Consider the following 12,052-nt stretch of genomic DNA (forward strand, 5'->3'; position numbering starts at 1 on the left):
ATGACGGAAGACCTGAGGTCCGGGGACGAGGTGCGGGCGGACCGGCTGGTGCGGATCGGCCAGCCGCCGCGCAACCGGAGCGAGGCGATGCGCAAGCTGGTGTGGGTGCTGCCCTGGCTGGTGTTCCTGGGCTCCCCGGTGGACGACCTGACCTCCGGCCGCCACACCACCGGGGCCACGGCGGCCGGCTGGGCGGGCCTGGCGGCCTTCGTCGGGATCTACCTGACCATCGTCTTCCGCCAGATGGGCCGGCCGTTCCGCGGCGGTGTCGTGGCCGCCGCGGTCGCCGTGGAGTGGACACTCGCGGTCGTGCTCGCCTTCAGCCTCGGCAGTTCCTGGCTCGGCCTGTTCGTCTACGTCTCCGTGATGTGCGGGGTCACCTTCCCGCTCCGCCTCGCCTACTGGACGGTCCCGGCCACCACCGCCGCCATGATGCTGGCGGGCTGGCACGCCCACGCCCTGGACGACGCCTGGGGCCTGTTCCTGGTGGTCCTCCTGGTCGGCTACTCCATGACCGGCGTACGGCAACTCGTCGCCACCACCATCGAGTTGCGCAAGGCACGCGCCACCGTCGCCCAACTGGCCGCGAACGAGGAGCGGTTGCGGCTCGCCCGCGACCTGCACGATCTGCTGGGTCACTCTCTTTCCCTGATCACGTTGAAGAGCGAGCTGGCCGGCCGGATGCTCCCCGACCATCCCGAGAAGGCGGCCCAGCAGGTCTCCGACATCGAACAGGTCAGCCGCCAGGCCCTGGTGGACGTCCGGGAGGCGGTCACCGGCTACCGGCGGCCCCGGCTCGCCGCCGAACTCGCGGGCGCCCAGGTGGCGCTGACCGCCGCCGCGGTCACCGCGGAGGTCCCGGCCGACCCCGACCTCAGCGGAGTGCCCGAGGACGGCGAGGCCGCCCTCGCCTGGGCCCTGCGCGAGGCGATCACCAACGTCGTACGGCACAGCGGCGCGAGCGCCTGCACAGTGGAGCTGCTGCGTCGGCAGACCCTGGACGGGCCGGTCCTCGAACTCGCCGTCGAGGACAACGGTTCGGGCGGCTCGGGCAAGGGTCCGGGCAACGGTCTCACCGGCCTCACCGAGCGGCTGGAGAAGGCGGGCGGCACGCTGGAGGCGGGCCGTACGAAGCGCGGTTTCCGGCTGGTCGCCCGGGTCCCGCTGCCCTCCGGCATGGCCGTAGGATCCGGGGCATGAGCAGCACGATCAAGGTCCTCCTCGCCGAGGACCAGTCGATGGTCCGTGAGGCGCTGGCCGCCCTGCTGGGCCTGGAGGACGACATCGAGGTCGTGGCCCAGGTCGCCCGCGGCGACGAGGTGCTGGCCGCGGCCCGGGCCAACGACATCGACGTCGCCCTGCTCGACATAGAGATGCCGGGCTGCACGGGCATCGAGGCCGCGGCACAGCTCCACCAGGCGCTCCCGGCCGTCAGACTGGTGGTCCTCACCACCTTCGGCCGCCCCGGCTATCTGCGCAGCGCGATGGAGGCGGGCGCCGACGCGTTCCTCGTCAAGGACGCGCCCGCCGCCCAGCTCGCCGAGGCCGTCCGCAAGGTCCTCGCGGGCGAACGCGTGATCGACCCCACGCTCGCGGCAGCGGCCCTCGCCGAGGGCGCCAACCCCCTCACCGACCGCGAACGCGAGGTCCTCCGCGCGGCGGCCGACGGCTCCACCAACGCGGAACTGGCCGCAGCACTGCACCTCTCCCAGGGGACGGTACGCAACTACCTCTCGACGGCAATCCAGAAGCTGGCGGTCCGCAACAGGGCCGAAGCGGTCCGCATCGCCCACGAAAAAGGCTGGCTGTAGCACCCGACACCACCGACCGAGCCCCGTCACGACGGACCTGGGGGCACGGGGAACTGCGCGAACGTGGCTGCTCCGGACGGCGCCCCACAGATGCCGGGTGCCGTACCTGCCCTGGGGGCGCGGGGAACTGCGCGAACGTGGTTGTTCCGGACGGCGCCCCACAGATGCCGGGTGCCGTACCTGCCCTGGGGGCGCGGGGAACTGCGCGAACGTGGTTGTTCCGGACGGTGCCCCGCAGATGCCGGGTGCCGCATCCGACCTGGGGGCGCGGGGAACTGCGCGACCAGCCGCCACGCACCCGCAGCCGCACGACGGCGGCACCCCCCCCCCCGTCGCGACCCGGCCCCCACCCCCTCAGTTGAGGCGGGCCCGCGCCGCCCGCGCCTCGCCCCGCACCTTCTCCGCCGCGCTCTCGTCGACCACGTCGATCAACCCGGCGTACCGCTCCAACTCCTCCGCGCCGTCCACGAAGTCACCCCGTTCCACCAGCAACCGCGCCCGCTCGTAGCGCAGTCGGGCCGGATGCGACGGCAGCAGCAGGGACAGGTCCACCGCCCACAGCCCCACGTCCGTCCGCTCCGGGCGGGCCGCGGCCCACGCCCGTACGTTGTTCAGGATCCGCCGCACGACGTCCAGCGCGCCGGCCGGCTCCAGCATCGCCGGCTCCAGCGGCACCCCCGCCGCCCCCACCACCAGCAGCTCCGCGTCCGCCCCGGTCAGCACCCGCCCCCCGTCGAACGGGTCGGCCAGCACCTGCTCCTCCGCCGCCCCGAACCCCACCACGAAGTGCCCCGGCAGCGCGACCCCGTACACCGGCGCCCCCGCCCGCCGCATGACCTCCAGCCACACCACGGACAGCAGGATCGGCAGCCCGCGCCGCCGCCGCAGCACCTCGTGCAGCAGCGAGGACTCCAGCCGCTGGTAGTCCACGGCGGCCCCCCGGAAGCCGAACCGCTCGCCCAGCACCCGGCACGCCGCCGTCGCCCACGCGTGCGGCCCGCCCGGCCGGTACGGCAGCTGCCCGGCCAGCCGGTCCAGTTCCAGCTGCGCCGCGTCGATCCCGGCCTCGTCCAGCGAGCCGTCGGCCACCGCGCCCAGCAGCAGGCACAGCGCCGCCAGATCGGGCCGCTCGGACCGCGCCTCCTCGGCGAACCGCCGCCGCACCTCGGCGGCCCGGCCCGACGACGGTGGACGTGGATGCGGCTGAGCGGAAGCCATAGCTGTTTCGTGCCCCTTCGGAGTGATCGGTACCGCCTCGGCTCCCGGATTCAGGAGCCGTCCGCCTCCGGCGCCCGGTAGTGGTGGTACGCGTGGTGCGCCGCGAAGCCCAGCCGCGCGTACAGTGCCCGAGCCCCCTCGTTGTCCGTCTCCACCTGCAGCCAGGCCGCCGACGCGCCCTCCGCCAGCGCCCGCCGGGCGAGCGCGGCCATGACCTCGGTGGCCAGCCCTCGCCGCCGCTGTCCCGGATCCACCTCGACGGCGGCGAACCCGGCCCACCGGCCGTCCACCACCAGCCGTCCGACGGCCGCGGGGGCGGCCCCCTCGCCCGCGCCGGGCACGGTCGCGAACCACACCGACGGCCCGGCCCCCAGCACCCGCAACGCCACCTCGCTCACGCCCTTGCGCTGGTACCGCGCCAGCCACTCCTCGCCGGCCTCCCGGGAGAGCCGCACGCCGGCCCCCTCCGCCCGGTCGGCGACCGGCGCGAGCCCTCCGGTCCACACCTCGGCGCTCACCTCCCGCAGCCACCCGCGCCGCTCCAGCTCCGCGCAGAGCAGCTCCTGCGCCCCCTCGGCGCCGGTCGCGGTCTGCACGTACGCGGGCAGCCCCCGCGCGCCGTACCACCGCCGTACGGCCGTCAGCGCCGCGTCGAGCGGCAGCCCCGGGTCGCCGAGCGGCAGCGCGCTGTTCGCCCGCCGGGTGAACCCCGCGGCCGCCCGCAGCTCCCACTCGCCGAGCCGCTCGCTCTCCACCGGCCGCCAGCCGCGCGAGGCGACACGCGCGAGTTCGGCGTACGGTGCGGAGGGGCCCCGGCGGCGCGCCGGAGCAGTTGTCACGTGGCGCGAAGCGCCTCCTTGAGGGGCGGTGGTCGGGTGGCGGGTGGGAACCACCTTCGCCGCCACCAGCGCGGACTCCGGTATCCGGACGGTTCCGCCGTCCCGCCGTGTGATCGTCAGCATGCCGTCGTCGTCCCATGATGTGAGAACACCCACCGTGTCGGTGAACTTCTCCGCGGCGACACCATTTCCGGTCAAACGGCGCACTGATACTCGTTTGCCCACGTCAGCAGCGGTGATACGGACCTCGAAGCGTCCTGCGGCCGAGATTTCCACTGGTCAGTTCACCCCTCCTGTTCGGATCATGCCCAGGAACGGAGATACTAGGGGCGGGCATCGACGACGCCGCGCTCCCGCGCGCCAGGCGGCGGAGCCTACGGAGGCCCGCCAGCGCCCATTCGAGGAGGAACGACAGCGTGACCTACGTCATCGCGCAGCCTTGTGTCGACGTGAAGGACAAGGCGTGCATCGAGGAGTGCCCGGTCGACTGCATCTACGAGGGCCAGCGGTCCTTGTACATCCACCCGGACGAATGCGTCGACTGCGGAGCCTGTGAGCCGGTCTGCCCGGTCGAGGCGATCTTCTACGAGGACGACACTCCGGAGGAGTGGAAGGACTACTACAAGGCCAACGTCGAGTTCTTCGACGATCTCGGCTCCCCGGGCGGCGCCAGCAAGCTGGGCCTGATCGAGCGGGACCACCCGTTCATCGCCGCGCTGCCCCCGCAGGCCGAGTAGTCCGCACCGGCGGCCCGCCGCACCACCGTGCCGCCTCGGTCCCGTACGCCCTGATCACACCCGGTCGGCGCGGTACGGGACCGAGGCGTTTGCCGTACCGGTCGTACCGAAGAAAGTGAGCAAGGAACCGTGTCCGCAGTCTCCGACCGTCTGCCCGCCTTCCCCTGGGACAAGCTGGAGCCGTACAAGAAGACGGCAGCGGCGCACCCGGACGGCATCGTCGACCTGTCGGTCGGCACCCCGGTGGACCCGGTCCCCGACCTGATCCAGAAAGCCCTGATCGACGCGGCCGACTCGCCCGGCTACCCCACGGTCTGGGGCACCCCGGCGCTGCGCGACGCGATCACCGGCTGGGTCGAGCGCCGGCTGGGCGCCCGCGACGTCACCCACCGCCACGTGCTGCCGATCGTCGGCTCCAAGGAACTGGTCGCCTGGCTCCCCACCCAGCTGGGCCTCGGACCCGGCGACCGGGTGGCGTATCCGCGCCTGGCGTACCCCACCTACGAGGTCGGCGCCCGCCTGGCCCGCGCCGACCACGAGGTCTACGACGACCCGCCCGACCTGGACCCGGCCGGCCTGAAGCTCCTCTGGCTGAACTCCCCGTCCAACCCGACCGGCAGGGTCCTGCCGAAGCGGGAGCTCACGGAGATCGTCGCCTGGGCCCGCGCCCACGGCGTCCTGGTCTTCTCCGACGAGTGCTACCTGGAACTCGGCTGGGAGGCCGACCCGGTCTCGGTCCTGCACCCGGACGTCAACGGCGGCTCCTACGACGGCATCGTGGCCGTGCACTCCCTCTCCAAGCGCTCCAACCTCGCCGGCTACCGCGCGGCCTTCCTGGCCGGCGACCCGGCGGTCCTCGGCCCGCTCCTGGAGATCCGCAAGCACGGCGGCATGATGACGTCCGCCCCGACCCAGGCGGCGGTGGTGGCGGCCCTCTCCGACGACACCCACGTCCAGGAACAGCGACAGCGCTACGCGGCCCGGCGTACGGCCCTGCGCGAGGCCCTCGTCTCCCACGGCTTCCGCATCGAGCACAGCGAGGCGAGCCTGTACCTCTGGGCGACCCGCGAGGAGTCCTGCTGGCGGACGGTGTCCCACCTGGCCGACCTGGGCATCCTCGTCGCACCGGGCGACTTCTACGGCGCGGCGGGCGAGAGCTTCGTCCGCGTGGCCCTGACGGCGACGGACGAGCGCGTGCGGGCGGCGGTGGAGAGGCTCGCCTGAAGCGCGCCTCGGCTGGAGCACCCCTTCAGGGGCGCTGGGAACTGCGCCAACGCCCCCCCAGACCCGCAGCCGAAGCGCAGCAGCACAAGGGGCCCGGGGAAAACCCCGGGCCCCTTGTCGCTGCCGGTCAGGCACGTCACCCCAGCGGCAGACCCTTGACGGGCAGCCCACCCTTGGCGAGCCCGCCCGCCGGCAGTCCACCCTTCGTCGCGGTGGACGCCGTCTCACCCAGCAGCCCGCCGGCCGAGCCCGCCGCGTCGCCCGCGGTGTGCTGCACCACCGGTGCCGCCTTCTTGACGGCCTTGCCGCCGGTCTGGCCCGCGGCCGGCAGCGCCGACTCGACCGTCTTGCCGCCGGTGTGGCCGACGGCCCCGGTGACGGTCTGTGCGGCGCCGTCGGCGGTGTTGCCGACGTGCGCCCCGTCCAGGGCGGTCAGGCCGCCCAGGCCCGGGGTGGCCGGCAGGGCCGGGGCCGCGCCGGCGGAGCCGGCCGCACCGACCCCGGCGGCCGCTCCCGCTGCGACGAGCAGCGCGGCACGGGCGATCCGGCGGGTCAGAGGCAGGGACATGATGCTCCATTCGACGGGAGGGAACGTGATCGCCGTGACTACCGCTCGAAGCCCGCGAAGGTTGCGGAGGCCCAAGGTAAAGAATTCATAACGCATCGCATTATCGGGTGTGGAGAAAAGCGGGCAAACGGTGCCCGGTCGAGGCACCCCGCAGAATCCTTACGGCCCAGCGCTCCCAGGGGGTTTCACGCACGCGGGAGCCACCGTGCGCAAACGTGCGCACACCACGCATGCGGTCCGCCCCGGCTGACCCGCCGGAGGGAATCCCCGAACTACTGCCCGGTCTCGATCCGCACCGAGCCCGCGGACTGCTCCGCACCGCCCGGGCCCTGCGCGCCGGACACCGGCTGCCACTGGCTGTCCGTGCTCCCGGCCGCCCACTCCCGGCCCGCGTACGACACCCGCCGGATGTGCAGCGCCGAGGAGTTGGCCACCGCCCAGTGCGCCAGCTGCCAGCCGCGCTCGCTCTCGGTGCGCCCCGACTTGTCGGTCTTCTTCCCCTCCGGCACCGGCACGGTCACGGTCCGCCCGTGCGCCGTGGCGGTCACGCGCGGAGTGGGAGTCGGCTTCGCCGACCCGCTCACCTCGGCACCGGCCTCCTCGACCGCGTCCCGGCCGAAGTCCCGTACCAGCGCGGTCCGCACCGCGTCCGGGCCCGTGGCCGTCGCCGCGGTGCTGGCCGCCGGGCGTCCGTCGCAGGTCAGGGTGGCCGCCGCCTGCCCGGTCAGGGCGGCCGCGAGCAGCGTGGCGTCGGCCTCGTGCTTGGCGTACGCCTCCGGGAAACCGCTGCGCTGCACGCGCTGCGCGGCCACCGTCAGCGGCAGGGTCTCGTAGTCGGGCACCTTGGCCAGGTGGGCGTAGAACATGCCCGCCGCGTACGCCGGGTCCAGGATCTGCTTCGGGGTGCCCCAGCCCTGCGAGGACCGCTGCTGGAACAGGCCCAGCGAATCCCGGTCGCCGTGCCTGATGTTGCGCAGCCCCGACTCCTGGATCGCGGTCGCCAGGGCGATGGCCACCGCCCGCTCGGGCATGCCGCGGCCGGTGCCGACGGCGGCGATCGTCGCCGCGTTCACCGCCTGCTCGGGGGTGAACTGGTACGACGCGTCGTCGCCTCGGCCCGAGACGACCTTGCAGCCCTCGGCGCCACCGCCGCCGGTGACGTACTGGACGACCAGGTAGGCCGCGACGGCGCAGAGGATCAGCAGGCCCGACACGAAACGCAGGACACGGCCGCGACGCTTGGGGCGAAAGGGGGACGGCTCTGACACGCCTACAACATACTGGAGGGTACGAGCCCCTCGACCCCGGGTCCACAAGCCTGTGAACCCGCCCGCGGGATCGCGCACGCTAGGGTCGAGGGCATGGCCGACACCTCGCTTGACCTCACGCTGGACGCCGCCGCGCTCACCGCGCAGCTCGTCGACCTCCCCTCCGAGAGCGGCACCGAGAAGCCCCTCGCTGACGCGATCGAGAGCGCGCTGCGGGCCCTGCCGCACCTGACGGTCGAGCGGTACGGCAACAACGTGATCGCCCGGACGAACCTCGGCCGTCCCGAACGGGTGATCCTGGCCGGTCACATCGACACCGTCCCCATCGCGGAGAACGTGCCCTCCCGGCTCGACGCGGACGGCGTCCTGTGGGGCTGCGGCACCTGCGACATGAAGTCGGGCGTCGCGGTCCAGCTGCGCATCGCGGCCACCGTCCCGGCTCCCAACCGCGACCTGACCTTCGTCTTCTACGACAACGAGGAGGTCGCCGCCGACCTCAACGGGCTCAAGCACGTCGCCGAGGCCCGCCCCGACTGGCTGGCCGGCGACTTCGCGGTCCTGTTGGAGCCCTCGGACGGCGAGGTCGAGGGCGGCTGCCAGGGCACCCTGCGCGTCCTGCTGAAGACCTCGGGCGAGCGGGCCCACTCGGCGCGCTCCTGGATGGGCTCCAACGCCATCCACGCGGCCGCCCCGATCCTCGCCCGGCTCGCCGCCTACGAGCCCCGCCGCCCGGTCATCGACGGCCTGGAGTACCGCGAGGGCCTCAACGCGGTCGGCATCTCGGGCGGGGTCGCCGGCAACGTCATCCCCGACGCCTGCGTGGTCACCGTCAACTTCCGGTACGCCCCCGACCGTTCCGAGGCCGAGGCCGTCGCCCACGTCCGGGAGGTCTTCGCCGACTGCGGGGTGGAGGAGTTCGTGGTCGACGACCACAGCCCCGGCGCGCTGCCCGGCCTTTCCCACCCGGCCGCGGCCGCCTTCATCGAGGCGGTCGGCGGCACGCCGATGCCCAAGTTCGGCTGGACCGACGTCTCCCGTTTCTCGTCCCTGGGCGTCCCCGCGGTCAACTACGGCCCCGGCAACCCGCACTTGGCGCACAAGCGGGATGAAAGGGTGGAAACCGGAAAGATCCTGGCGAGCGAGAAGCGGTTGCGCGCCTGGCTGACCAGCTGACCCGCACGGCGGCGCTGCGCGCCCGACATGCCGACGTCCCGCGCCTGTAACCCGCTCCGATCTACGCTGAAGCAGATACACCTGCAAGCGGAGGGAGCGCTTATATGCCTACCGGGAACCCCGAGGGGAAGAAGGTGCCGCCGGACGAGCAGCGCCTGGGACCGGTCCTCCGACGGCGCGGCCAGGTGACCGCGAGCACGACGGACCAGCGCCTGCTGGACGCGGGCGGCCCCTCCGACTGGGTCCACACCGACCCCTGGCGTGTGCTGCGCATCCAGTCGGAGTTCATCGAGGGCTTCGGCACGCTCGCCGAACTGCCGCCCGCCATCAGCGTGTTCGGCTCGGCGCGGACGCCGGTGGAGTCCTCCGAGTACGACGCGGGCGTGCGGCTCGGCCGCGGCCTGGTCGAGGCCGGCTGGGCGGTCATCACGGGCGGCGGGCCCGGTGCCATGGAGGCGGCGAACAAGGGGGCGCTCGAAGCGGGCGGCGTCTCGGTCGGCCTCGGCATCGAGCTGCCCTTCGAGCAGGGCCTCAACCCGTACGTCGACATCGGCCTCAACTTCCGCTACTTCTTCGTGCGCAAGATGATGTTCGTCAAGTACGCCCAGGGCTTCGTGGTCCTGCCCGGCGGCCTCGGCACCCTCGACGAGCTCTTCGAGGCCCTCACCCTCGTCCAGACCCAGAAGGTCACCCGCTTCCCGATCGTCCTGTTCGGCAGCGCCTACTGGGGCGGGCTGGTCGACTGGCTCAAGAACACCCTGGTCGCCCAGGGCAAGGCGGCCGAGAAGGACCTCCTCCTCTTCCACGTCACGGACGACGTGGAGGAGGCAGTGGGCCTGGTCTCCAAGGAAGCGGCCCGCTGAGCCCACCGACCGCTTTCCCACCCACCCACCCGACTCGCTCCGCCGAGAAGTCCGGGTCGAACGTCGGTCTCCCCCAGGCCGGCCGACAGATCCGCTGCACACCCGCTCGGGGCCGCAAGCCGGGTGGCGCGCCGCTCGATCCACCCACTTCCCGACCCGCCGAGTCGTTCACTTCTCGATCCGCCGAGGCGGGTGGTGGGTGGGTGGGGTTTTCGGGGGTGCGGGGTGGAGCGCCTGGTCCACCACTTCCCGATCCGCCGAGTCGTTCACTTCTCGATCCGCCGAGGCGGGTGGTGGGTGGGCGGGGTCTTCGGGGGTCTGGGGGCGGAGCCCCCAGGCGGCGGCGGGGTGGGCGGGGGCTATGCCAGGCCGCGGCGGGCCACCGCCGGGGGCCGGTGGCCGGCGATCGACGCCACCATGTCCAGGACCTGACGCGTCTCGGCCACCTCGTGCACCCGGTACACCTGCGCCCCCAGCCACGCGGACACCGCCGTCGTCGCCAGCGTCCCGATCAGCCGCTCCTTCACCGGCCGGTCCAGCGTCTCGCCCACGAAGTCCTTGTTGGACAGGGACACCAGCACCGGCCACCCCGTCTCCACCATCTCCCCGAGCCGCCGCGTCGCCTCCAGGCTGTGCCGGGTGTTCTTGCCGAAGTCGTGCCCCGGGTCGATCAGCACCGACTCCCGCGGCACCCCCAGCGCCACGGCCCGCTCCGCCAGCCCCAGGGTCACCCGGAGGATGTCGGCCACCACATCGTCGTACGCCACCCGGTGCGGCCGCGTCCGAGGCTCGGCCCCGCCCGCATGTGTGCACACCAGCCCCACCCGGTACCGCGCCGCGACCTCGGCCAGCCCCGGATCGACCCCGCCCCACGCGTCGTTCAGCAGATCCGCCCCGGCCTCGCAGGCGGCCTCTCCGACCGCCGCCCGCCAGGTGTCCACGCTGATCACGACGTCCGGGAAGCGGCTGCGCACCTCCGCGACGAACCCGACGATCCGCCGCGCCTCCTCCTCGGCGGTCACCTCCTCGCCCGGCCCCGCCTTCACCCCGCCGATGTCGATGATCGCGGCCCCTTCGGCGACCGCCTGCTCCACGCGCGCGAGGGCCGGCTCGTCCCGGAAGGTCGCCCCCCGGTCGTAGAAGGAGTCCGGCGTCCGGTTCACGATGGCCATGATCACCGGTTCGTCCGGCGCGAATTCCCGCCTGCCCAGCCTGAGCATCGCCTGTGACCTCCCGTAGCAATTCCCTCGGTGGGACCGCCTGCGACCCTAACTGTCAGACTCACATGGCACGATCGGACACAGACACATTCGACACCGAGCACGCTGAGCGCACTGAGCACACGAGTGCCGCTGCACCGAGCTTCACCGAGCCTGGGGGCCCACCGCGATGGTTATGTTCCTGTTCCTCGTCGTCGCGCTCGCGGTCGTGGTCGCCGCGGTCACCCTCTCCGTGGTGAGCGGCGGCGAGAGCGGACCGCTGCCCGAGGTGGCGCCCGAGCGGCTCCAGGACCCGCTGCCCCCGGACCGCCCGGTCAGCCGCGCGGACGTGGAGAGCATCCGCTTCCCGCTCGTCGCGCGCGGCTACCGCATGGCGGACGTCGACGACGCGCTCAGCCGCCTCGGCGCCGAGCTCGCCGAGCGCGACGCCCGGATCGCCGACCTGGAGTCCGCGCTGGCCGGTGCCCAGGCCGCACCGCACACCCCGCACACCTCGCTGGACAAGGCGGAGCCCGAGGACCGGGCATGAGCGACATGGCCGACGTGGCCGTCGGGGCGGCGGTGGCCGGACCGGACGGCGGGCTGCGCTGCCCGTGGGCCCTGTCCACCGAGGACTACGTGGCGTACCACGACGAGGAGTGGGGCCGCCCGGTCCACGGCGACGACGCCCTCTACGAACGCCTCAGCCTGGAGGCCTTCCAGTCCGGACTCTCCTGGATCACGATCCTGCGCCGCCGCCCCGGCTTCCGGGCCGCCTTCGCCGGTTTCCGGATCGAGAAGGTGGCCGCGTTCACGGACGAGGACCGCGAACGCCTGCTGGCCGACCCCGGCATCATCCGCAACCGCTCGAAGATCGACGCGACGATGGCCAACGCGAAGATCCTCGCCGATTGGAGGCAGGGCGAGCTGGACGAACTGATCTGGTCCCACGCCCCGGCCCCGGGCACCTACCCCGCGCCGAGGACGATCGCCGACGTCCCCCCGGTGACCCCGGAGTCGACGGCCCTCGCCAAGGCCCTGAAGAAGCGCGGCCTGCGCTTCATCGGCCCGACGACGGCCTACGCCCTGATGCAGGCCTGCGGCCTGGTCGACGACCACCTGGAGACGTGCGTGGCCCGGAGAACCCCGTAA

At 73.2% G+C, this 12,052-nt stretch carries 13 protein-coding genes; 8 read left to right on the forward strand and 5 right to left on the reverse strand.

What is annotated here, in order from left to right; translation table 11 throughout:
- Both AB0M11_RS17360 and AB0M11_RS17365 read left to right on the forward strand, forming a co-directional pair.
- Positions 1 to 1,200 carry a histidine kinase gene (locus AB0M11_RS17360; protein ID WP_365706332.1) on the forward strand — a complete coding sequence of 400 codons (1,200 nt, stop codon included), beginning with the start codon at positions 1 to 3 and terminating at the stop codon, positions 1,198 to 1,200.
- Complete coding sequence (locus AB0M11_RS17365; RefSeq protein WP_365706181.1) at positions 1,197 to 1,811, forward strand: response regulator transcription factor; 615 nt, start codon at positions 1,197 to 1,199, stop codon at positions 1,809 to 1,811. The genes AB0M11_RS17360 and AB0M11_RS17365 overlap by 4 nt, the downstream gene beginning before the upstream one ends.
- A 354-nt stretch (positions 1,812 to 2,165) precedes the next feature.
- On the opposite strand, the gene AB0M11_RS17370 is transcribed toward AB0M11_RS17365, so the two are convergent.
- Both AB0M11_RS17370 and AB0M11_RS17375 read right to left on the reverse strand, forming a co-directional pair.
- The gene (locus AB0M11_RS17370; protein ID WP_365706183.1) at positions 2,166 to 3,029 is read right to left on the reverse strand and encodes a transglutaminase-like domain-containing protein; all 864 of its coding nucleotides are present in this window, start codon (positions 3,027 to 3,029) and stop codon (positions 2,166 to 2,168) included.
- A 50-nt stretch (positions 3,030 to 3,079) separates the two neighbouring features.
- Positions 3,080 to 4,144: a GNAT family N-acetyltransferase gene (locus tag AB0M11_RS17375; protein ID WP_365706186.1), complete on the reverse strand. Its 1,065-nt coding sequence runs from the start codon at positions 4,142 to 4,144 to the stop codon at positions 3,080 to 3,082.
- A 140-nt stretch (positions 4,145 to 4,284) separates the two neighbouring features.
- Here AB0M11_RS17375 and fdxA point away from each other — a divergent pair, with 140 nt between their 5' ends.
- A complete protein-coding gene (gene fdxA / locus AB0M11_RS17380) occupies positions 4,285 to 4,605 on the forward strand; it encodes a ferredoxin (RefSeq protein ID WP_089098949.1) in 321 nt (106 codons plus the stop codon).
- Positions 4,606 to 4,734: 129 nt separating this feature from the next.
- On the forward strand, positions 4,735 to 5,829 hold the full coding sequence (locus AB0M11_RS17385; RefSeq protein ID WP_365706190.1) for a bifunctional succinyldiaminopimelate transaminase/glutamate-prephenate aminotransferase: 1,095 nt from the start codon (positions 4,735 to 4,737) through the stop codon (positions 5,827 to 5,829).
- Between the two features lie 136 nt (positions 5,830 to 5,965).
- On the opposite strand, the gene AB0M11_RS17390 is transcribed toward AB0M11_RS17385, so the two are convergent.
- Both AB0M11_RS17390 and AB0M11_RS17395 read right to left on the reverse strand, forming a co-directional pair.
- Entirely contained in the window at positions 5,966 to 6,397 is a 432-nt protein-coding gene (locus AB0M11_RS17390; protein WP_365706192.1) for an ATP-binding protein, read from the reverse strand.
- A gap of 272 nt (positions 6,398 to 6,669) precedes the next feature.
- Positions 6,670 to 7,665, reverse strand: a complete 996-nt coding sequence (locus tag AB0M11_RS17395) for a heavy metal transporter (RefSeq protein ID WP_365706194.1) — start codon at positions 7,663 to 7,665, stop codon at positions 6,670 to 6,672.
- Between the two features lie 93 nt (positions 7,666 to 7,758).
- Here AB0M11_RS17395 and dapE point away from each other — a divergent pair, with 93 nt between their 5' ends.
- Both dapE and AB0M11_RS17405 read left to right on the forward strand, forming a co-directional pair.
- Positions 7,759 to 8,838, forward strand: a complete 1,080-nt coding sequence (gene dapE / locus AB0M11_RS17400; RefSeq protein WP_365706196.1) for a succinyl-diaminopimelate desuccinylase — start codon at positions 7,759 to 7,761, stop codon at positions 8,836 to 8,838.
- Between the two features lie 104 nt (positions 8,839 to 8,942).
- Entirely contained in the window at positions 8,943 to 9,701 is a 759-nt protein-coding gene (locus tag AB0M11_RS17405) for a TIGR00730 family Rossman fold protein (RefSeq protein ID WP_365706198.1), read from the forward strand.
- Between the two features lie 359 nt (positions 9,702 to 10,060).
- Here AB0M11_RS17405 and folP read toward each other — a convergent pair whose 3' ends face one another.
- Entirely contained in the window at positions 10,061 to 10,921 is an 861-nt protein-coding gene (folP, locus tag AB0M11_RS17410; protein ID WP_365706200.1) for a dihydropteroate synthase, read from the reverse strand.
- A 169-nt stretch (positions 10,922 to 11,090) separates the two neighbouring features.
- Between folP and AB0M11_RS17415 the strand changes: the two genes are divergently transcribed.
- Together AB0M11_RS17415 and AB0M11_RS17420 are read left to right on the forward strand one after the other, a co-directional pair.
- Complete coding sequence (locus AB0M11_RS17415; protein WP_365706203.1) at positions 11,091 to 11,450, forward strand: DivIVA domain-containing protein; 360 nt, start codon at positions 11,091 to 11,093, stop codon at positions 11,448 to 11,450.
- 14 nt (positions 11,451 to 11,464) lie between these two features.
- Positions 11,465 to 12,052: a DNA-3-methyladenine glycosylase I gene (locus AB0M11_RS17420; protein ID WP_365706334.1), complete on the forward strand. Its 588-nt coding sequence runs from the start codon at positions 11,465 to 11,467 to the stop codon at positions 12,050 to 12,052.

This window comes from Streptomyces sp. NPDC051987 (assembly GCF_040680735.1).
Taxonomy (GTDB): Bacteria; Actinomycetota; Actinomycetes; order Streptomycetales; family Streptomycetaceae; genus Streptomyces.

Excerpts from the sequence above, each read along its gene's own strand:
- AB0M11_RS17360 (WP_365706332.1), top strand. The coding sequence starts at position 1 with ATGACGGAAGACCTGAGGTCCGGGGACGAGGTGCGGGCGGACCGGCTG.
- AB0M11_RS17365 (WP_365706181.1), top strand. The coding sequence starts at position 1,197 with ATGAGCAGCACGATCAAGGTCCTCCTCGCCGAGGACCAGTCGATGGTC.
- AB0M11_RS17370 (WP_365706183.1), bottom strand. The coding sequence starts at position 3,029 with ATGGCTTCCGCTCAGCCGCATCCACGTCCACCGTCGTCGGGCCGGGCC.
- AB0M11_RS17390 (WP_365706192.1), bottom strand. The coding sequence starts at position 6,397 with ATGTCCCTGCCTCTGACCCGCCGGATCGCCCGTGCCGCGCTGCTCGTC.
- dapE (WP_365706196.1), top strand. The coding sequence starts at position 7,759 with ATGGCCGACACCTCGCTTGACCTCACGCTGGACGCCGCCGCGCTCACC.
- AB0M11_RS17405 (WP_365706198.1), top strand. The coding sequence starts at position 8,943 with ATGCCTACCGGGAACCCCGAGGGGAAGAAGGTGCCGCCGGACGAGCAG.
- folP (WP_365706200.1), bottom strand. The coding sequence starts at position 10,921 with ATGCTCAGGCTGGGCAGGCGGGAATTCGCGCCGGACGAACCGGTGATC.
- AB0M11_RS17415 (WP_365706203.1), top strand. The coding sequence starts at position 11,091 with ATGGTTATGTTCCTGTTCCTCGTCGTCGCGCTCGCGGTCGTGGTCGCC.